General features: G+C 36.8%; 17 protein-coding genes. 12 read left to right on the forward strand and 5 right to left on the reverse strand.

The features are described from left to right. The first annotated feature begins 109 nt into the window (after positions 1–109). The 4 genes from FW754_RS00160 (at position 110) to FW754_RS00175 (ending at position 5,129) form a co-directional block, all read left to right on the forward strand. Positions 110–442, forward strand: coding sequence for a DUF485 domain-containing protein (locus FW754_RS00160; RefSeq protein ID WP_409512311.1), 333 nt, complete (start codon positions 110–112; stop codon positions 440–442). 1 nt (position 443) lies between these two features. Then, on the forward strand, positions 444–2,159 hold the full coding sequence (locus FW754_RS00165) for a cation acetate symporter (RefSeq protein ID WP_409512312.1): 1,716 nt from the start codon (positions 444–446) through the stop codon (positions 2,157–2,159). Positions 2,160–2,313: 154 nt separating this feature from the next. Then, positions 2,314–3,000: an ion channel gene (locus FW754_RS00170; RefSeq protein WP_409512313.1), complete on the forward strand. Its 687-nt coding sequence runs from the start codon at positions 2,314–2,316 to the stop codon at positions 2,998–3,000. A gap of 161 nt (positions 3,001–3,161) precedes the next feature. After that, a complete protein-coding gene (locus FW754_RS00175) occupies positions 3,162–5,129 on the forward strand; it encodes a BCCT family transporter (protein ID WP_409512314.1) in 1,968 nt (655 codons plus the stop codon). Between the two features lie 81 nt (positions 5,130–5,210). On the opposite strand, the gene omp33-36 is transcribed toward FW754_RS00175, so the two are convergent. Further along, complete coding sequence (gene omp33-36, locus FW754_RS00180) at positions 5,211–6,107, reverse strand: porin Omp33-36 (protein ID WP_446323540.1); 897 nt, start codon at positions 6,105–6,107, stop codon at positions 5,211–5,213. A gap of 1,010 nt (positions 6,108–7,117) precedes the next feature. Here omp33-36 and blaOXA point away from each other — a divergent pair. From blaOXA to FW754_RS00200, 4 genes are all read left to right on the forward strand, one after another. Further along, entirely contained in the window at positions 7,118–7,900 is a 783-nt protein-coding gene (blaOXA, locus tag FW754_RS00185; RefSeq protein ID WP_446323690.1) for a class D beta-lactamase, read from the forward strand. 215 nt (positions 7,901–8,115) lie between these two features. Then, positions 8,116–9,831 (forward strand): diguanylate cyclase, encoded by a 1,716-nt coding sequence (locus tag FW754_RS00190; protein ID WP_446323541.1) that lies wholly within the window; start codon positions 8,116–8,118, stop codon positions 9,829–9,831. Positions 9,832–9,991: 160 nt separating this feature from the next. After that, complete coding sequence (locus FW754_RS00195; RefSeq protein ID WP_446323542.1) at positions 9,992–12,247, forward strand: TonB-dependent siderophore receptor; 2,256 nt, start codon at positions 9,992–9,994, stop codon at positions 12,245–12,247. A 282-nt stretch (positions 12,248–12,529) separates the two neighbouring features. Next, complete coding sequence (locus tag FW754_RS00200; protein WP_446323543.1) at positions 12,530–12,997, forward strand: HIT family protein; 468 nt, start codon at positions 12,530–12,532, stop codon at positions 12,995–12,997. A gap of 32 nt (positions 12,998–13,029) precedes the next feature. On the opposite strand, the gene FW754_RS00205 is transcribed toward FW754_RS00200, so the two are convergent. Both FW754_RS00205 and uvrA read right to left on the reverse strand, forming a co-directional pair. Next, entirely contained in the window at positions 13,030–13,872 is an 843-nt protein-coding gene (locus FW754_RS00205) for an AbiJ-NTD4 domain-containing protein (RefSeq protein ID WP_446323544.1), read from the reverse strand. 110 nt (positions 13,873–13,982) lie between these two features. After that, positions 13,983–16,814, reverse strand: a complete 2,832-nt coding sequence (gene uvrA / locus FW754_RS00210; RefSeq protein ID WP_446323545.1) for an excinuclease ABC subunit UvrA — start codon at positions 16,812–16,814, stop codon at positions 13,983–13,985. A 259-nt stretch (positions 16,815–17,073) separates the two neighbouring features. On the opposite strand from uvrA, the gene FW754_RS00215 reads away from it, so the two are divergent. Beyond that, positions 17,074–17,430 carry a DUF1304 domain-containing protein gene (locus FW754_RS00215; protein ID WP_446323691.1) on the forward strand — a complete coding sequence of 119 codons (357 nt, stop codon included), beginning with the start codon at positions 17,074–17,076 and terminating at the stop codon, positions 17,428–17,430. 74 nt (positions 17,431–17,504) lie between these two features. Here the strand turns inward: FW754_RS00215 and FW754_RS00220 are convergent, their stop codons facing one another. Next, positions 17,505–17,879 carry a hypothetical protein gene (locus FW754_RS00220; protein ID WP_446323546.1) on the reverse strand — a complete coding sequence of 125 codons (375 nt, stop codon included), beginning with the start codon at positions 17,877–17,879 and terminating at the stop codon, positions 17,505–17,507. 200 nt (positions 17,880–18,079) lie between these two features. On the opposite strand from FW754_RS00220, the gene FW754_RS00225 reads away from it, so the two are divergent. Beyond that, a complete protein-coding gene (locus FW754_RS00225) occupies positions 18,080–18,421 on the forward strand; it encodes a GlpM family protein (protein ID WP_409509814.1) in 342 nt (113 codons plus the stop codon). 69 nt (positions 18,422–18,490) lie between these two features. Then, on the forward strand, positions 18,491–18,775 hold the full coding sequence (locus FW754_RS00230) for a YciI family protein (RefSeq protein WP_419345756.1): 285 nt from the start codon (positions 18,491–18,493) through the stop codon (positions 18,773–18,775). Between the two features lie 61 nt (positions 18,776–18,836). On the opposite strand, the gene tenA is transcribed toward FW754_RS00230, so the two are convergent. Further along, a complete protein-coding gene (tenA, locus tag FW754_RS00235; RefSeq protein ID WP_419345757.1) occupies positions 18,837–19,508 on the reverse strand; it encodes a thiaminase II in 672 nt (223 codons plus the stop codon). A 237-nt stretch (positions 19,509–19,745) separates the two neighbouring features. Here tenA and FW754_RS00240 point away from each other — a divergent pair, with 237 nt between their 5' ends. Further along, complete coding sequence (locus FW754_RS00240) at positions 19,746–20,831, forward strand: DUF475 domain-containing protein (protein ID WP_419345758.1); 1,086 nt, start codon at positions 19,746–19,748, stop codon at positions 20,829–20,831. The last annotated feature ends 123 nt before the right edge of the window (positions 20,832–20,954 follow it).

Below are 20,954 nucleotides of genomic sequence, written 5' to 3' on the forward strand. Positions count from 1 at the left end.
GACCAAAGTCTAAGTTACGTCCCCCCTATAACATTGTTAATTTTAGCGCAGTAAAAAAGATGAATAAAAAAGCAATCAGTGGACTGATGGCTTATCAAGGAGCAGCGTTATGGATGAGAAACAAGTAGAAGCGATTCTTCAAAATCCAAAGTTTAAGGAAATGGTTGCTAAAAAAAGAAATCTAAGCTGGACACTTACGGCAATTATGCTAGTTGTTTATGTTGGATTTATGCTTTTAGTCGGCTACAACAAAGAATTTTTAATGACCTCTGTCAGTGGTGGTGTAACGACTATTGGTATGCCATTAGGTCTGAGTATTATTGTTTTGTCTTTTGTACTGTGCGGCGTTTATTCATATATCGCTAATAACACACTTGATCAACTCAATGAAGATGCGATGAAGGAAGTGGAAGCGATCGCACATGAAAAAGGACAGCATTAAGATGAAATGGAATTCAATTAAAACGTGTGCGGCACTCGCATCAACCGCATTGTTGTCTACCGTTGCTCAGGCAGGTCCTGATTTAGGTGAAGCACAACAACAAGCAACCAACTGGCATGCGATTGTCATGTTTGCTATTTTTGTTGGTTTTACACTATTCATTACCAAGTGGGCTGCAAAACAAACGACAAGTACTGCGGATTTCTATACCGCTGGTGGTGGTATTTCAGGTTTTCAAAATGGCTTGGCGATTGCAGGTGACTATATGTCAGCAGCATCGTTCTTGGGTATTTCTGCACTTGTATTTAGTTCAGGTTTTGACGGTCTATTGTATTCTCTAGGCTTCATGGTGGGTTGGCCAATCGTATTGTTCTTAATTGCTGAACGTTTACGTAACTTAGGTAAATTCAATTTATCTGATGTGGTTTCATTCCGTTTGGAAGAAAAACCAGTTCGTACTTTGGCTGCAATTAGCTCGCTGGTTGTTGTTGCATTTTACTTAATTGCGCAGATGGTTGGTGCAGGTCAGTTGATCAAACTATTATTTGGTTTGAACTATAATATTGCTGTTGTTATCGTTGGTCTTCTAATGATGGCTTATGTAATGTTTGGTGGTATGTTAGCAACGACTTGGGTACAAATCATTAAAGCAGTAATGTTGCTGTCTGGTGCAACGTTCATGGCATTTATGGTGATGCATTCTGTTGGATATAGCTTTTCTGAAATGTTCCGTCAATCTATTGATGTATTTGCGAAAGTACATAATATGACGGTTGCAGAAGCATCTAACATTATGGGACCTGGTAAACTTGCGGCTAATCCACTAGATGCATTGTCTTTAGGTTTGGCATTAATGTTTGGTACAGCAGGTCTTCCACACATTTTAATGCGTTTCTTTACAGTTAAAGATGCAAAAGAAGCACGTAAATCTGTGGTTGTAGCAACAGGTTTCATTGGTTACTTCTATCTTTTAACTTTCATTATTGGTTTCGGTGCGATTCTTTTTGTATCAAACAACCCACAATTTATTGATGTAGCGAAAATGGCTGTGACTGGCAAGCTTGAGCTTGTTGGTGGTAATAACATGGCTGCGGTTCACTTGTCTGATGCGGTTGGCGGTGACTTGTTCATGGGCTTTATTTCAGCTGTAGCATTTGCAACAATCCTTGCGGTTGTAGCAGGTCTGACGCTGTCTGGTGCATCTGCAATTTCTCATGACTTATATGCAAACGTATTTAAGAAAGGTCAAACAACGCCTGAATCTGAACTACGTATGTCTAAAATTGCAACTTTAGGTCTTGCGATTTTTGCCATGATTCTTGGTATTATCTTCGAGAAGCAAAACGTTGCATTCATGGTTGGTTTAGCATTCTCTGTAGCAGCATGTGCAAACTTCCCAGTACTTGTACTTTCAATGTTCTGGAAAGGTTTAACGACTCGTGGTGCTGTTGTTGGTGGTGTTGTAGGGCTAGGACTAGCAGTAACACTGATTGTTCTATCTAAAGCGGTTTGGGTTGATACATTGGGGATCTCTGATACACCAGTAAACCCATTCAATGGTCCTGCAATCTTTGCAATGCCATTAGCGTTCTTCTGCTGCTGGTTGTTCTCTGTAACCGATAACTCGCCACGTGCACAAGCTGAACGTAAAGCATTTGATGCACAGTTTGTACGCTCACAAACAGGTATTGGTATCTCAGGTGCATCAGATCACTAATCTGACTCACTGAAAAAACACCTCATTTGAGGTGTTTTTTTTATGTCTAAAATTGAAAGGTTTTAAACTGCTTAACCATACATTTTTCTCTTTTCGTTGAGATTTTAAATATGTTAAGTTGAAATCATTCAAATAAAACAAAATCTGATCAAAGATGAAAATAATCAATCACTTTTGGCAAGACTTAAAATTACTTCCTTCTGCTTGGCTGTTATTAGTACAGTTGTTAATTCTCATTCTGTCTATTTTTACTATAGAAAGCCGAACTTACCAGATTTTAAGTTGGGCAATGGGTGTACTTGCTTTATTGATTATTGCCAAAGTGATTCGAAATACGCCGACTTTTACAATGATGGGGCTGATTTTTGTTGGAGGAGCATTCATTTTTTCATCGCTGATGTTATTTGGAATAAACAATAATTATTTACAAGTAATTGCACATGCTTTTGAAGCATCGGCTTATTTTTGTGCAGCGTATGGTTTAATTCGTTATATGTTTGAAGACAAGTATTTAACCAAAGATGAATTGTTTGCGGCAGGAGCCGTTTTTACTCTTATCGCTTGGGGCTTTGCATTTCTCTATAGTATTTGTCAGTTATTGATTCCAGGAAGTTTTCAAAATCCAAATTTCGCAGGGGATTATCAGCGTTGGTTAGACTTACTTTTTTTGAGTTTTAGTCTTCAATCGGCAACTGGACTATCCGATTTAATGCCAATATTACCTGCCGCTCGTGTCATTGCCATGATTCAGATGCTTTGTGGAGTGATGTATTTGGCATTAATTGTATCGAGATTAATATCATTACATTATGTAGTACATAAAAGAGATTCGAGTGAATAATGGTAAATGGTTACATTTGCTAAACTGCTAAAAGCAACAATTTAAATTACAATTCTTACCGAACTCGAACGATTTTCTACAGAGTTCGTCTTTTTTCACATCTGTGAATGCCTTTTTGACTTTAAAAGTCTGTCCTTTAAATATAAAAACCTGGGGGAAATATGCCTTCCAAAAAAACAACTTGGTTTGATAACGTCAATCCAAATGTTTTCTTAAGTACCGTTGGAATTATTTTTATTTTTCTGATGGTTGTCATCTTTGCACCAAATGCATTTGAACTCATTACACAGCAAATGAAACAATGGATCACAGATTCATTTAGTTGGTTCTATGTATTATCTGTTGCGATTTTTTTAATAGTACTCATTTTTATTGCCATGTCTGAAATGGGTAAAATTAAATTAGGTCCAGATCATAGTCAACCTGAATACAGCAATGGTTCATGGTTTGCGATGTTATTTACCGCAGGCATGGGTATTGGACTGATGTTCTTTGGTATTGCTGAACCTGTGATGCACTATGTCAATCCACCGACAGGCGATCCACAAACAATTCAATCTGCACAACAAGCCATGAGAATTACTTTTTTCCATTGGGGTTTTCATGCATGGGCAATCTATGCCATCGTTGGACTGACACTAGCGTATTTTGCATTTCGTTATAACCTACCCCTTAAAGTACGCTCGGGCTTATACCCACTGATAGGACAAAAAATTTATGGTCCTATTGGTGATGCTGTCGATACTTTTGCAACTATTGGTACAGTCTTTGGTGTTGCGACAACTTTAGGTTTTGGTGTAACCCAAATTAGCTCAGGTTTAAGTTATTTGTTGGGTTGGGAAAGCACGATTAGCATGCAAATCATACTGATTATTTTTGTCAGTAGTTTGGCTTCATTATCAGTATTTTTAGGCTTAGATAAAGGGATTAAACGTTTATCTGAGTTGAATTTGCTCTTAGCCTTGCTATTGCTTGGTTTTGTTTTTTTCGCAAGTTCAAGTGTCTATATTTTACAAGGCACGATTCAAAATGCTGGACAGTATTTTTCCAATTTATTTAGCATGACCTTTAATTTATATGCTTATCAACCAGGTGATTGGATTGGTGGCTGGACAATCATGTATTGGGCATGGTGGATTTCATGGTCGCCATTTGTAGGGATGTTCATTGCAAGGGTATCCAAAGGACGTACGATTCGTGAATTTATTGTTGGTGTATTGCTTATTCCTACAGGTTTTACCCTGATTTGGATGGGCTTTATGGGTAATGCGGCTTTATTTAGCATTTTGGAGCAAGGGCACGTTGGACTGATTTCAGCAGTACAACAGGATTCTTCAGTGGCGCTATTTGAGTTTCTCACCTATCTTCCATTTGCGAGTATTTCTAGTTTAGTCGCTACGGTTTTGGTTATTTTATTTTTTGTGACTTCGGCAGATTCAGGTGCATTAGTGACAGATTATTTAACTGCAAAAACTGAAAACTCTCCAATCTGGCAACGTCTATTTTGGACAGCATTAATGGCAATTTTATCCATTATTTTGTTGGTTGTTGGTGGTTTAGGTGCTTTACAATCGGCGACCATGTTGAGTGCTTTACCATTTACTATCATCATGTTGTTACTTTGTTGGGGATTGCTGAAATCATTGCGTCTAGATGTCACTAAAACTCAGGCTTTACAAGTGGCAAGAATTACGCCACGTGCTGTGCAAAATCCTCGGAGTTGGCAACAACGATTAGGACTGATTATGCATCATCCTCATCATCATGTAGAAGTTCAAAGTTATATTAATCAAGAGGTGATTAAAGCATTTGAAAGTGTACGTTACGAATTTAAACGTCGACATTTAAATGTTGTAGTGAAAGAGGTTGAAGATGGTCTTCAACTGAGTGTAGATCATCATGATGAATTTAACTTTATTTATAAAGTGATTGCACGCCCAACAGTTGCACCAAGTTTTATGATGAATGAACAACATCAAGAAACGGATAATTTTTATCAAGCTGAAGTGTTTTTACGAGAAGGCGGTCAAAATTATAATGTCATGGATTGGACGCAAGATGATTTATTGCAAGATATTATTGATCAGTATGAGCGTCATTTACATTTCTTAAATGTAGTTCGGAATTAATATTTTTATTAAGTAGCACAAAGCATAAAAAAGGACTCTAAATTAGAGTCCTTTTTTATTTCAGTATCTAAAGTTTAAAAATTAGAAACGGAATTTAGCATTTACGCCAACAGATTGAGTGTCACCAGCATAAGCAACAGTTTGACCTTTAGCTGCTTCGTAGTTTGCATTTACGTAGCTTGCACCAACTGCAATAGCAGGAGTGATGAAGTAATTTACGTTTGCACCCCAAGCTGAGTCAGGTGTACCTTCGTAGCTTGATTCTGCATAAGAAGCGCCAACGCTTAACTTAGGCGTTAAGAATAGGTCAGTTTTGAATTGGTAAGCAGTGTCATCACCATAAATGATTGCAGATTCAAAGCCGATAGACATATTTGTATTATCAATACCGCCAACGTATTTAGCACGAGCAGTAACGGCATCTTGATCATCACCAATCGTTACAGCTTCAGCAGCAGCTTTCGCTACGCCGTTACCCATAACATTGAATGCATCAACAGCAGCTTGGTTTGCAGCACTTGTGTAACCTACAGCAACCAAAAAGTTCTGAGTAGGAAGTACACCAAGTTCTAATGCATAACGGTCGCCACTATCATCTTTAGCACTGTCATTCTTGCTATCTAAGATTGTGTGGCTATAAGACGCGCTTGCATAAGCAGGAACGAATTTAGTTGGAACATAAGCTTCAGCTTTAGCACCATAGTTGTGCGCAGTAATATCAATACCTTGAGTACCGATTTCACCATAGTTGTAAGCCAAAGATACATTTGATGCTTGGTTTACAAAAGCAGCTTCAGCAAGTGGACCTTTAGTTGCGTCAACATTTTTGAAGTAGTAAGTCCCTTGAAGACCACCAGTGAAATCTTTGTCATTTACAGTTGTATCTGTGTACTCAGATTGACCTTGTACTTCAAATTGATACGCTTGAGCGCCGGTCATGGCTAATAATAGAGCAGTGGCTAAACCGAGTTTTTTCATGATCATTTCCAAAGGTTGAAATGGGTTAAACGTGAGCCATTGTATTGTTACAAAATATTATATCAATGATGTTTAACAATATTTAACATTTGGTAATTGGCTTTAATTATGGTATGGGTGAAAAGTGTTCAAACAAAATTTGATTTGTCAACGAACATAAAACTTAAATAAGAACAAGAAGCTAAAGCTTAAAAAATAGATTGAAAGATGAAGGGTTGATTTTATTTTAACCATAATTTTCATGGTAAAAATAAATTTAATTTCGATTATTAATCGTTAATTTTGATTAAGAAATGAAGATAAACATCATTAATTTTTAAAATTTACGATCTTAAAATACATAAAAAATAGATTATGTTTATTCGCAATCAATTTTGCAATTGAACTGTGACAATATCAATGTTAATCGAATATTATGATAAATAATTTAAATCTGATCAAATTAATCAACTTTACATAATCATGCTTTTTTCACATAATATTTATATCAAATATAGATTTATTTTCTATAAATGTTCTCCATATTTGTTTTTATATGCCCAGCTTTCCCCAAGGTTGGGCTTTTTTTTTGTCTAAAATTTGAGATTAGTTAAAAACTAAAGTTTTGATAAGTAAAGAATGTATAAAATAAGTGCATCAATATGGTGCGTAAATAAGTGAGCTATTAGGTATGATTTATTTCAAAATGTAATATTTAGCATAAAAAAAATCCGAATTCGTTAAAATTCGGATTTTCTCGCCAAAATCTGAGGGAGAAATAAACATCCTGCTGAGGAAAAATCTATTACTGCCCTAATGCGGTGCATTATGCACTATGATGTAGCATGTGTAAATATTATTTTTCCTGAGTTGAATAAAAAAAATAATTTTTTAATAAAATTTATAGTGTTAGCGGAAAGCAATAGATTAAAATTCAGACTGAAAGAGAAAGTGAGAATTTTGCAATGTATCGTCATTTTATATTAATTATGGTTTCGGCTCTGCTTGGCGCATGTAGTTCAAATGTATCGATGAATCATCATATAGATATTAAGGAAAATATGATGGATTCCACTCAAACATCTCGTGTACAAGAAATTCCACTATTATTCAATGAAGCGCAAACTCAAGCGGTTTTTGTCACTTATGATGGTATTCAGCTGAAAAGCTATGGTAATGATTTAACACGTGCACAAAGGGCTTATGTACCAGCGTCGACGTTTAAAATGCTAAATGCGTTGATTGGTTTGCAACATAAAAAGACTGATCCAAATGAAGTGTTTAAATGGCAGGGCGAAAAGCGATCTTTCAAAGCTTGGGAAAAAGATATGACTTTAACTGAAGCAATGCAGGCTTCAGCAGTCCCAGTTTATCAAGAATTGGCACGTCGTATTGGTTTAGATTTAATGCGTAGCGAAGTAAAACGTGTTGGTTTTGGTAATGCTGACATAGGTCATCAAGTCGATAATTTTTGGCTTGTTGGACCTTTGAAAGTGACACCTGAGCAAGAAGCTAAATTTGCTTATCAATTAGCAACCCAATCTTTGCCTTTTGATACTGCTGTTCAACAACAAGTGAAAGAGATGCTGTATATAGAAAGACGAGGTGATGCCAAATTATATGCTAAAAGTGGTTGGGCTTCGGATGTGAGTCCACAAGTCGGTTGGTATACAGGTTGGGTGGAGCAACCGAATGGCAAAATCACAGCTTTTACTTTAAACATGGAAATGAAAGAAGGGGATGATGCAACAGAGCGTAAGCAACTGACTTTAGATGTTTTAGATAAGTTAGGCATATTTTTTTACTTACGATAATTGTCACTTTTTTAAGCGGGAATGATAAAAGTAGACATCTCGCTTTTTTTAAATAGAATGTGTAGCAATAGATGTGGTTAAAATTAAAACATTCGTTTGTTTAGGCTTTATGTAGTGCTGTCCTCAAGAGATGATGACTATATAGAGTAAATCAGCATCATTCATTGATATTGAAAATTCGTAAATGTCAAAAAGCTTTGAGTAGGATAGAGATTATGACGAACGAATTACATTCAGAGCAAATAAAAGCCCGATTGTTAATTCTGATGCTTGTCGTTATTTTATCTATTATTTTTATTGCATTACCTCAAATTTTAGAAAGTAAACGCTATTACCAACAATCACAACAAACCTTAGTTGATATTCAAAATTTAAGAGTATTTGCAGAATTATCTAATAAAATTTCACGTGAACGTGCGCCTGCAAATAAAGCAATGTCGAGTGATATAAGTAATTTAGCAATTAACTTGAACGCATTGCAAAAATATCGTATTGAAGTCGATCAGCAAATGGATTTGACTGTTAGGATGCTTGAAAAATCAGGATTTTATCAGTTAGCGCAACAAGTCGATGTTGAGTTACGGTCAGATTTACAAAGTGCACGCCATCAAGTAGATCGTTATATACATGCTGATCAAAGAACAACAACACAAATGAATGCAGCAATTTTTTCAATGTTTGGTGCATGGGATAGTTGTCGGAATATTTTTCAGCAATTAATTGCAGCGGCTAAGAAAAATAATACGTCTGTAAATGACTTTGCATCGATTGTTTTATTATTAGCAGATTTGCGTGATCAAGCAGGGCGAGTTGCATCAACTATAATGGCTCCCTTAAGCGCGCAACAGAAAATTCCTGAAGAAAATCACCTGAGTTCACTATTGGCACAAGAGCAAGCAAAATATTTGTGGCGTCTAATGGATTCAATGCAACCTGAGCAATTAAAAACACCCCAATATATTGAATTGCATAAAAATGTTGAAGCAAATTTTTTGGGGCAGGGATTGTCAGCTGTAAATCGTTTAATTTCAGAAAGTCAGCACAATCAAGCTTATTTTTTAACGCCAAATCAATTGACAGAATATATGGTAAGTCGTTTTTCAAGCGTGGTTGATTTACAAACTTATCTTTTAGAAGCACATGCACTTAATGCCCGACACAATATTCATATTGCTCAGCGTAAATTCTTTTTAACTTTATTTATTTCAATACTGTCTTTGGGTGTTGCGATTTTTATCATGATTTATACGCGAAAAAATTTATTTGAACCGTTAATTCAGGCACGAAATAGTATTGTTGCATTATCTTCTCAGGCCGATTTAGGTCAAGAGTTAAATAATTTAGCTCGGCATGATGGCAAAGAAAGTTTATCTGAGGCGATTGAAAGTTTAAAAAATATGTTGATTCAAAGAGATGCATTTGAAGAACAACTCAAAAATATGGCAAATACGGATCGCTTAACGGGTGTTTCTAATAGAACAGCTTTGGATGCTTATTTGAAAGACATGGAAATGCAGCCACAACGCTTTCAAACTTTAAATTTAATTGTTGTTGATATTGATAATTTTAAAGCAGTGAACGATTGTTACGGACATTTTTTTGGTGATGAAGTGATCGTTGCAATCTCCTCTTGTTTAAAAAATAATGTTGCACATTCTGACCTTATTATTCGTTTTGGTGGTGATGAGTTTTTGATTTTATTAGAAAAAACTCATACAGATTGGATTATACAAATTGCAGAAAGTATTTTGGCGGATGTTTCCGCGTTAGAGTTTGATTTACCAAGTAAAGTTGAATCAAATGAAAAACTAAAAGTATCTGTGAGTATAGGTATTGCGAGTGGTGCTGAGAGTTGGCAAGCTCTGTTTATGAAAGCAGATCAATCATTATTTAAAGCCAAGGCAGGTGGGCGGAATCGACTCATTGTCTAACTATATTTAATATTTATAAAAATAGATATATATCAATGGTTTGTACGGGTATGCTTTATTGGCTGCCTTTGAATTATAGAAATAGTATGTAGAAATTGTTTGTTTTTCTTTATTAAATAGTAATAATAATAATTCTTATTTATATTTAGATTTAAGTATTATGGAAATTAAGCTTAAACAAACTGCTTTAAATATTGCTATAAAATCAGTTTTGATCAGCTGTGTTTTATCACAAAGTGTTTTTGCGCAAGAGCAAGACAATGAAGCCGAAAATTATTCCTTACCTACTATTACAATTGTTGCTAATTCAGATAAGGATGTAACAGAAGGCAGTAAAAGTTATAAAGCTGAGTCATCTAGGACATCGTCTAAATTAAAACTCTCCTTAAAAGATACGCCTCAATCGGTGAGTGTGATTACGCGAGAGCAAATTGAACAGCGAAATCTCAATATTATTGATGATGTCCTTGCCGCTACTCCTGGCGTAACTGTGACGAAAAATGATAGTGAACGATCTAACTACTCGGCTAGAGGCTATGGAATTACAAATCGTCAAATTGATGGAATGCCTATTGGAGAAAATAGCCCACGAGTAGACAGTTTTTTCTTCGATAGAATTGAAGTGATTAAAGGAGCAGCAGGTTTAACTGGAGCAACAGGAAACCCATCAGCGACTATTAATATGATTAGAAAGCGACCAACAAAAGAGTTGTCGGGTTCTGCAGCTACATCGTTTAGTCGATGGGATACGATTCGAACAGAAGCGGATGTTTCTATTCCATTAACAAAAGATGGAAGTGTTCGGAGTCGTGTAATGGCAGCACATCGAGATGGCGAGTCTTACATGGATTATTATTCATTGGAGTCAACAGCTGCAATGGCGATGGTCGAAGCTGACTTTTCATCAAATTTAACAGGAAGTATTGGCTTCCAATATCAAGATAATCAGCCAAGAGGATCGACTTGGGGAACAGTCCCATATTGGTATCAGGATGGTTCTTTAGCAAACTTACCTCGTAATTTTAGTTTGGCGAATCGCTGGAATACAATTAGCCAAAGTGACAAAACTGCTTTTGCAGATTTAACCTATAAATTTGATAATAATTGGATCATAAAAGCTGCAGGCTCATATTCATTATCTAAGAGTTTTTGGTTGATGTCCTACGGCGGTTCTGGTTTTCCGAATCAAGATGGTACAGGTGTAGGAGTTTGGTCTACAACCTATCCTACTTCAGAATCAAAGAAAACAAGTTTAGAGCTGTATGCAAGTGGTCCGTTCAAACTGTTTAACCGTGAGCATGAGTTAGTAATTGGAGGTAATGGTTTCGACCGTTCAACAGATAGCCCTTCGGGTACTATAAACGGTATTGCAAGTGATCAGCTTACATGTACTAAAACAGTTAATGGTGTGAAAGTTCCATCAAATAATCTTGGAGATACATGTGTAATTAATGATTGGCGTATTTGGGATGGCAATGCAACAACAAAGCCTAGTTATACGGTAATACCGAGTACTAAAGATGCAGAACAGCGAAATTACGGCGTTTATACAACGTTAAAGTTAAATATGACGGAAGCATTAAAACTTATTTTAGGTGGTCGTTATAGTGACTATTCTGCAACGAATGGTACTAAAAGTGATGTTGAGACCGATGCTTTTACGCCGTATTTTGGGGCGACATATGATATTAATGATATTGTAACAGCATATGCAAGCTACACAGATATGTTTAATCCGAGCAGTAGTAAAGATCGTAATAATAGTTTCTTAGATCCAGAAACAGGTGAAAGCTACGAGGCGGGTTTAAAAGCGAGTTTGTTAGATGATCAACTGTTGGCAACAGCTGCTATGTTTTGGACAAAGAAAACCAATGTAGCTGTTCGAGATGAACAGGCAATTGCTGAAGGGATTAAAACCGATGATGGTGGTGATCCAATGAAGGCTTCAGGTGAAGGTCTTAAAATAGAAGGCTTTGAAATTGAAGCGATTGGTCGTATTACGCCAGACTGGAATATCACAGCAGGCTATACGTATGTTAATAGTGTTAGTTCGGAACAGGTTAAGGCTTCAACAACAATTCCTCAGAACCTAGTTAAAGTGTATACAAATTTTAAATTGCCTGAGACGTTGTGGACAGGTGCCAATAAAGTGAATGTCGGCTTTGGTGTGAATTGGCAAAGTGATGTTGAAAGTAAATCGAGCAGTGCACCTAAGAACTCCGATGGTTATGTTCGACAAGATGCGTACTTCTTAGCAAGTGCAAATGTTGGTTATACATTTAGTGATTACTTCAGTGCAAACTTACAAGTAAATAACTTGTTTGATGAAAAGTATTATCAGCAAGTGGGTTTCTACAATGGTGTGTATTGGGGTGAGCCACGTAATGTCACCTTGTCTTTAAGAACTCGATTCTAAGATATAAATAAGATAAGTTATTTTTGAATATAAAACCTGAGTTTCAATAAAATTGTAATTGAACTCGGGTTTTATTACGTTAGACGGATATGTTTTTTAAATATTGATTACTTTAATCTTATTAATGATCAATATAGGCATATTTTGTTTGATATTTCCAAATTAAGTTTTTGTTTAAAGCAAAGGTGCAAGGGCGAAAATAAAGTATTGAGTTGATTGAAATAGAATGTAGTCTAGTAGAAGATTTGAAGTTATAAAAATGAATGAATAGGGATAATGATAATGAGTGAGTCATGTATTTTTTGTAAAATAATTAAAAATGAAATGCCGTGCCATTTGGTTGATGAAAACGAAGATTTTATGGCTTTTTTAACAATTTTTCCGAATACTTTGGGTGCAACGGTTGTGATTCCGAAAAAGCATTATCCAAGTTATGCCTTTGATCTTGAAGATGATGTTTTAACTGGTTTGATGCTTTATACCAAACAGATTGCTAAAAAGTTAGATCATTTTTTTGAGGATGTTGGTCGTACAGCGATGGTATTTGAGGGTTTCGGTGTGGATCATATTCATGCGAAATTATTTCCAATGCACGGAACCAAGCAAATGCATGAAAATTGGAAGCAAGTCAGTTCAAATGTCGATAAGTATTTTGACCAATATGAAGGTTATATTTCCTCGCATGATTTTAAACGTGCGGATGATGGAGAGCTGGCTAAGTTGGCAGAGGGGATTAGAGATTTTAACTAAAAAGGAGCAAATTTTATTACTCCTTTAAATTATTATTTAGTCTTTTCAATCAAGTAATTGATGAAATTGGTACAAGCAACAAGCATGAATTTAGCATCTATATAACTTAAATTTGATTCTTCAATCATTGCATGGCGGATACCATCACCGTCAGATGTGTAACCATAGAGTTGGCTTAAACTTCCTTTAAGCGCAGGATGTAAGCCAAATTTATCCTCAACGATTTTTAAGGCTTTTCCTAGAGTGGCTTTGTCATCACCTGTCACTATTTTACAAATAGATTCAACAGCACTGATAGATTCTTTGATCGAATTTCGGTAATCAGGATTTTGACGATCTGACATAAGCTGTAAGGCTTGCTTTAAATGTTGTTGAACACCCGAATATGGACTTGTATTTTCAAATGCTTCTTCGATGGATTGGATTTCTTGTTCACTTGTAAGTTCAATGATAGCGCCATTGAAAAGGCGATATGCTGATAAATACTGCTCAAGGCTTGAGTTGATTGATTGAGAAAAACTCTTAGCATCATGTGAAATGTTAGGATAATTATCTAAAGTAATTTCAATGAAATCATAAATGCTATACCACTCACAACGCATAAAATACTGTTTTAAGCTAGCAATACCGCCATCAATAAATGGAGGTATTTCATCAGTGGGCTTATGAAATTGATTCATATAAATATTTAGGAAAAATCCTTCTAAATTACTTCCTAGAATTCTTGTGCTTCGATGATTGACTAGATGTTGATAATTAGCAAAGATGATTCTGTCATATAGAGACCATAAAGCATTTCTTAGTTCTTTATCTATTGACTCTTTTTGAATAATTTCTCGAACAGGTTTATATCCATATCTTTCCGAAAAGCGCATTGTGTCCCCAATAAATTACTGTTTAAACTTTTTCTTTTAATCCTCCCTAACCCTCCTTTTCTAAAGGAGGGAATTCCCCCTCTTTAAGAAAGAGGGGCTAGGGGTGATTCTTACTTCAACAACGGCTTCAAAAACTTTGCTGTATGTGAAACTTTAGATTTCACCACGTCTTCTGGCGTACCTTCGGCAATAATCATACCGCCTCCTGCACCACCTTCAGGACCCAAATCAATCACCCAATCAGCAGTTTTGATCACATCCAAATTATGCTCAATCACCACAATGGTATTGCCCTTATTACGAAGCTCATGAAGAATATCCAAAAGTTTCGCAATATCGTGGAAATGCAAACCAGTCGTTGGCTCATCAAGCACATACAAGGTTTTACCTGTATCACGCTTCGCAAGTTCACGAGCGAGTTTTACACGTTGAGCTTCACCACCTGAAAGTGTCGTTGCAGATTGCCCTAAACGGATATAACCCAAACCGACTTGATTCAAGGTTTCTAAACGACGGTGAATGACAGGAATCGCATCAAAGAAATGCATTGCATCTTCAACAGTCATACCTAAAACATCAGAAATGTTTTTGCCTTTATAGCCAACTTCTAAAGTTTCACGGTTATAACGATCACCATGACACGAGTCACATGGCACATACATATCAGGTAAGAAGTGCATCGCTACCTTGATCATGCCGTCACCCTCGCAGGCTTCACAACGACCGCCTTTTACGTTAAACGAGAAACGGCCCGCAGCATAACCACGTGCTTTGGCTTCAGGTGTTTGAGCAAACAATTCACGAATTGGAGTAAATAAACCTGTATAGGTCGCTGGGTTAGAACGAGGGGTGCGTCCAATTGGGCTTTGGTCAATATCGACGACTTTATCTAAAAATTGTAGACCATCAATTGAATCGAATTTTTCAGCGGTAAGCGTCGTTGCACCATTCAACTGCGTTGCAGCAAGAGGTAATAATGTACGGTTAATTAAAGTTGATTTTCCTGAACCCGAAACACCAGTTACACATGTCATCACACCCAAAGGAATAGTTAAATCGACATTTTGTAGGTTATGACCTGATGCACCCATCAGCTTAATTTGTTCTTCTGGTTTTGGTGGCTGAGTGCGGACTTTTGGTACGGCAATTTTTAATTTACCTGATAAATATTGTCCTGTAAGAGAATTTTCATTTGCCAAAATTTCATCATATGTTCCTTCGGCAATGACATGCCCGCCGTGAATACCTGCACCTGGACCAATATCAATAATATGATCGGCTGCACGGATGGCATCTTCATCATGTTCAACGACTAAAACGGTATTTCCAAGATCACGTAAACGAACTAAAGTTTCTAATAGACGATCATTATCTCGTTGATGCAAACCGATTGAAGGTTCATCAAGGACATACATGACTCCCATTAAGCCTGCACCAATTTGCGATGCCAAACGAATACGCTGTGCTTCACCACCTGAAAGGGTTTCAGCAGAACGTGACAAACTTAAATAATTCAAACCCACAGATACAAGGAAGTGCAAACGCTCACGGATTTCTTTAAAAATTTTATCGGCGATTTCGCCTTTTGCCCCTTCAAGATTTAAATCTTGATAATAATTTTCCGCATCACCAATTGACATTTTTGTGACTTGGGCAATGGTTTTATCCAAAATTTTTACATTACGAGAGATTTCATTCAGACGCGAACCATCGCAAGCATCGCATGCTGCATTCGACAAATACTGTGCTAAATCATCACGAACATAGTTGCTTTCAGTTTCACGGTAGCGGCGTTCTAGGTGTGGCAAAATCCCTTCAAAAGCTTGCACGCGGCTATGTTTACGACCACGTTCATCGATATAACTTAAGTCCACTTTTTCTTTGCCTGTACCATAAAGGAATTTCTTTTTGGTATCGGCATCAAGTTCATTCCATGGCGTATCTAAAGATAACTCAAAGTGCGCAGCGACTTTTTCAATCATGCTGTAATAGTACGGACGCTGTCTGTCCCAACCTCGAATTGCACCTTGATTTAGGCTAAATTCAGGGCTTGGAATGAGTTTGTCGGCACTAAAATGGCTACGTGTACCCAAACCATCACAAACAGGACATGCACCAAATGGATTATTAAATGAAAATAGGCGAGGTTCTAATTCAGCAACAGCTCGGTCACATTTTGGACAGGAATGTTTTGCTGAAAAAACACGATCAGAGTGTTCGCCATTCATCCACGACAATGTTGCAATATCACCGCCTAAACGAAGTGCAGTTTCAAAACTTTCTGCAATACGGTTACCCAAATCATCACGGACTTTAAAGCGGTCTACTACTACTTCAATGGTGTGTTTTTTCTTTTTATCGAGTTCTGGGGGTGTATCAATATCAATGACTTCACCATCGACACGGGCACGAACAAAACCTTGGCTTTGTAATTGTTCAAACAGGTTGGTGTATTCACCTTTGCGCTCACGCACGACAGGTGCAAGAAGCATCAATGCTGTGCCTTCCTCTAAGGCTTTTACTGCATCGACCATTTCCGAAACCGTTTGTGCCACCATCGGTAAATCATGTTCAGGGCAGTACGGTGTACCGACACGTGCATAGAGAAGTCGTAAATAGTCATAAATTTCGGTAATCGTTCCTACCGTTGAACGTGGATTATGACTTGTCGATTTTTGCTCAATAGCAATGGCAGGGCTTAAACCTTCAATTGAATCGACTTCAGGTTTTTCCATTTGTGATAGAAATTGACGTGCATATGCTGAAAGTGATTCTACATAGCGTCGCTGACCTTCTGCATATAAAGTATCAAATGCCAGTGATGATTTACCTGAACCTGAAAGTCCCGTAATCACCACAAACTTGTCGCGTGGAATATCAAGGGACACATTTTTTAGGTTATGGGTACGTGCGCCTCGAATACGGATATGACTTTGGCTCATAAAACTTTCTCGAAATTATGCAAATTGAAAACTTGTATATGATAGCGATTTAATTTTGTTCAAGCTGTATTAAATCGTTTTTTAACGACATTTTGTGTCGGGGTGATAATACTTTAAAAAAAACTCACCAGAATGAAGCGTGTAATAGACAAGCAAGTCAGTTTTTATAGGTAATAATGTATTTTTAAGTCAAACTGGCTTTAAAATAGAGTCTTCAATGTCATCACATTAACGTTATAAAAACAAAGGATCGTACATGATTATTGCAAAATTTTTGATCGCTTTTATTGCTATTCTGCATATTTATTTCCTTATTTTGGAAATGTTTTTGTGGGATAAGCCAATCGGTATGAAAGCCTTTGGTAACAATGCTGAAAAGGCAAAACTGACTAAGGTTCTAGCTCAGAACCAAGGCTTATATAACGGTTTTCTTGCTGCAGGTCTAATTTGGTCTTTATGCGCTACTGCACCGTTTGCCACGCAACTTGCCAATTTCTTTTTGGGCTGTGTATTTGTCGCTGGTATTTATGGTGCAATGACTGCGAGTAAAAAGATTTTATATATTCAGGCATTACCTGCATTGATTGCTTTATTCGCTGTAAACTTTCTAGCTTAATTCTACGTCTTGTAGAGCTGACTGTGTAAGTACGAGGAGAACAATCTCCTCGTTATACTGTGAAATGCTTGTGACTAAGATGCGAGTGCATAGGATCTTTCAAAAATAGAATCTATATCTTCAAAGCTATGATTTTTCGGTATTTCATGGTGTGTTCGAGCATAGGTATTGATCTCATTTTCAAGTATTTGCAGAAAATCATTATATTTTTCTTCAAAATCAGGAAAATCGAGTAAATCCATTTTTCTCGCAAAATGACATTGATATTTGCCAATGAATTGCAACATTAGTTTTTGAATGGGAGAGTTGGTAAAGTAAATTAAATATGTTGCAGCAGAACCACAGTGTGTACAGCCCTTTTCTAAATAGATTTCTTCACTATTGAGCCAACAGCATTGTAATGTAAAAAATGCACGAATAGCCTCTGTACCTAAATTATCCTGATGCATATTGCCCCCGTAGTATTAAGATTTCCGTTTTCAAACAATTATAAATGATAATTATTCTCATTTATTTTGACATGTTTTTTATGTCCTTGTCTAACCTTTATAATATAAAGATGTTTCAAACGTTTTAAATGACATCTTTTAAAACTAAACAATCAGCGTAAACTCTCATAACTTATTTAGATTCAATCATTGGATTAGACATGCTGTCGTTATTTTTGAAATGTGTCATAGGTGCAGCAGTCGTTCTGCTCATTTCAATTCTTTCAAAAAGTAAGGCATTTTATATTGCAGGTTTAGTTCCACTGTTTCCAACTTTTGCGCTGATTGCACATGTGATTGTGGCACAGGAAAAAGGTGCAGATGCATTAAAACAAACTGCACTGTTCGGTATGTGGTCGCTCATTCCATATTTTATCTATTTATTGATGGTATATTTACTTGCGACAAAATTACCCATGTGGTCATGTTTAGGTGTTGCTACAGCATGTTGGATTATTGCAGCAATCGTTTTAATTTTGGGATGGAATCATTACTTTTCATAAACAGTGTTTGTGATCATTGTATTTATAAAAATGATTGATTATAAAAAGTTGAACTTCTGAGTAATAAATATGTATATCGTTAATTTGAATTATCAAAAAAGTCTGGATGAAGTAGACCTTCTTTTAAAAGCGCATATCGATTGGCTTAAACCATACATTGCCAATGGTACGTTTATTGCTGCAGGTCGAAAAAACCCTATAACAGGTGGTGTATTTTTAGTGAAAGACATGCCTTTGCCTGAAATTGAACAAATTTTACAAAATGATCCGTTTCAGGCAGTAGCAAGTTATGACATCACCCAACTAAATGTCGGACTGACTGCATCTGGTTTTGAGCTTTTAAAAGAGATTTAGACGAGTAATCCCGATTTAAAATGATTGTATTGATGCTTGGTGATTAATGGTTGTGAAGGGATTACTCATCTAAACCTAGCCATTGTCTTTGCTGATAAGCGCCATCCCAAAATAACCATTCAAGTTCAGCACCTTTGGTATATGCTTTGTGCATTTTTTCAATCGTATCTGAATCACAATGCTCAGCAATACGATCAATAGTTGTGAGAACATTTTTAACAGCTTCGTTAAATTCTTCACCTGAATAAGTGTCAACCCAAGCTTGATACGGATTATTTGCAACTGATTGACTGACAATGTCTTTGCCAACTTCTGCATAAATCCAAAAACAAGGCAAGAGTGATGCAAGTACTACAGGGTAGCTTTCAGACCAAGCGGTTGCTGTTAAAAATGACGTGTAATGATGGCAAGCGAGCGTTAAAGGCGTATTTTCAAAGTCTGCTTTGCTAATACCAAAATCTTGCATAAAGCCGTTATGTAAACTACGTTCAACGACAATCGCTTCTTTTGCTCCTTGGGTAAACTGAATAATATCATCTGCATCAAAGGCTTTCGCACCGCATACTGCTAAAGCACGACCGTATGCCACTAAATAATGTGCATCTTGAATGACATAATGACAAAACACCTCTTTGCTCAGTGTGCCTTGAGCCAACTCTTGATTAAAAGGGAGCGCCAATGTTTTTTCATATAATGCGAGATTACGTTGCCATACGTCTTGAGAAAAACTCATATTCAATTTCCGTAAAATAAGGGGTTAAATTTTGCGAATCTCGGGACTATAGCAAGAGTTTTGGGCAGAAGATACTGAGCCATAATGACATTTATAGGTACGCTAATGCGGTGCTACAAAAAATCATACGAAGAATTTTGGCTTAAATGTGAAAAAGTCGTCATAATTACGCGCAATTATACTTAATCAATTTTAAGTTTTACGCTAGTTCAAATATTCTTTGAAGGTCGATCTATCATGTGGAAACACTTTGGTTTCTCAATCATTTTTACGGTCGTATGTTTAGGTATATCTGCATATTGGGGACTGAATCACGGTCCAAATGCAGGCGTACAAGCCATGCTGACTGCGCTGACCATTACTGCAATTTTGGCAGTGATGGAAGTCTCTTTGTCTTTTGACAATGCTGTTGTAAATGCATCTGTACTACGTAATTGGGATCATTTTTGGAAAATGATCTTTTTAACAGTCGGTATTTTGATTGCTGTTTTTGGTATGCGTTTGGTTTTTCCTGTGGTCATTGTTGCAGTTACCGCAGACATGGGCATGATGGAAGTTGTGCGCATGGCACTAAATAATCCAATCGAATACTCTGCAAAATTAATGGCACATCATGCTGAAATTGCAGCATTTGGTGGTTCATTTTTATTACTGGTATTTTTGAATTTCTTCCTTGACGAAGGTAAAGATACTCATTGGTTTAAATGGTTAGAACATCGTTTAGCAAGTTTAGCAAATGTACCTGCAATGTCAGTCTTCATTGCACTGATTGCTTTGCTGATAATGGCTGCCAATGTTGATGATGCAACACGTTTAGCCGTGACAATGGCGGGTATTTGGGGCATCGTGGTTTATGTAGGTGTTCAAGTCCTCAGTCATATGCTTGGTGGTGAACCTGAAGTCGATGAAGAGGGGAATGCCGTTGGACATGATGCCAATGGTGCGCCTACAGGTGTAATTAAAGCGGGTATTGGTGGCTTTATTTACCTAGAAGTGCTTGATGCATCATTTAGCTTTGATGGTGTAATTGGTGCATTTGCGATTACTTCTGATGTTGTAATCATCATGCTTGGTCTTGCAATTGGTGCAATGTTCGTGCGTTCTATGACTATCTATTTAGTCGAGAAAGGCACTTTGGATGCATACATTTACCTAGAGCATGGTGCACATTACGCGATTGGTGCATTGGCGTTCATTATGCTTGCAAGTGGTACGGGTGTGCATGTACCAGAAGTTGTGACAGGTCTGATTGGTGTCGCATTTATTGTTTGGGCAATTTTTGCATCTATTCAATATAACAAACGGACAGTACAACAGGGTTAATGACCTTTGTAGAAAAACTATGATTAGGGGGATGCATTATTGCATCCTCTTTTTTACGGGTGAAATTGCGACAAAGTCACGCCAATATGCGATGATGTATTTAGAGAGTTGTTTGATTAAATT

The sequence above is a fragment of the Acinetobacter sp. 1207_04 genome (assembly GCF_052850415.1).

What these genes read in the sequence shown, in the direction of transcription:
- FW754_RS00160 (WP_409512311.1), top strand. Translation starts at nt 110, where the DNA reads ATGGATGAGAAACAAGTAGAAGCGATTCTTCAAAATCCAAAGTTTAAG.
- FW754_RS00165 (WP_409512312.1), top strand. Translation starts at nt 444, where the DNA reads ATGAAATGGAATTCAATTAAAACGTGTGCGGCACTCGCATCAACCGCA.
- FW754_RS00170 (WP_409512313.1), top strand. Translation starts at nt 2,314, where the DNA reads ATGAAAATAATCAATCACTTTTGGCAAGACTTAAAATTACTTCCTTCT.
- FW754_RS00175 (WP_409512314.1), top strand. Translation starts at nt 3,162, where the DNA reads ATGCCTTCCAAAAAAACAACTTGGTTTGATAACGTCAATCCAAATGTT.
- omp33-36 (WP_446323540.1), bottom strand. Translation starts at nt 6,107, where the DNA reads ATGAAAAAACTCGGTTTAGCCACTGCTCTATTATTAGCCATGACCGGC.
- blaOXA (WP_446323690.1), top strand. Translation starts at nt 7,118, where the DNA reads ATGAATCATCATATAGATATTAAGGAAAATATGATGGATTCCACTCAA.
- FW754_RS00190 (WP_446323541.1), top strand. Translation starts at nt 8,116, where the DNA reads ATGACGAACGAATTACATTCAGAGCAAATAAAAGCCCGATTGTTAATT.
- FW754_RS00195 (WP_446323542.1), top strand. Translation starts at nt 9,992, where the DNA reads ATGGAAATTAAGCTTAAACAAACTGCTTTAAATATTGCTATAAAATCA.
- FW754_RS00200 (WP_446323543.1), top strand. Translation starts at nt 12,530, where the DNA reads ATGAGTGAGTCATGTATTTTTTGTAAAATAATTAAAAATGAAATGCCG.
- FW754_RS00205 (WP_446323544.1), bottom strand. Translation starts at nt 13,872, where the DNA reads ATGCGCTTTTCGGAAAGATATGGATATAAACCTGTTCGAGAAATTATT.
- uvrA (WP_446323545.1), bottom strand. Translation starts at nt 16,814, where the DNA reads ATGAGCCAAAGTCATATCCGTATTCGAGGCGCACGTACCCATAACCTA.
- FW754_RS00220 (WP_446323546.1), bottom strand. Translation starts at nt 17,879, where the DNA reads ATGCATCAGGATAATTTAGGTACAGAGGCTATTCGTGCATTTTTTACA.
- FW754_RS00225 (WP_409509814.1), top strand. Translation starts at nt 18,080, where the DNA reads ATGCTGTCGTTATTTTTGAAATGTGTCATAGGTGCAGCAGTCGTTCTG.
- FW754_RS00230 (WP_419345756.1), top strand. Translation starts at nt 18,491, where the DNA reads ATGTATATCGTTAATTTGAATTATCAAAAAAGTCTGGATGAAGTAGAC.
- tenA (WP_419345757.1), bottom strand. Translation starts at nt 19,508, where the DNA reads ATGAGTTTTTCTCAAGACGTATGGCAACGTAATCTCGCATTATATGAA.
- FW754_RS00240 (WP_419345758.1), top strand. Translation starts at nt 19,746, where the DNA reads ATGTGGAAACACTTTGGTTTCTCAATCATTTTTACGGTCGTATGTTTA.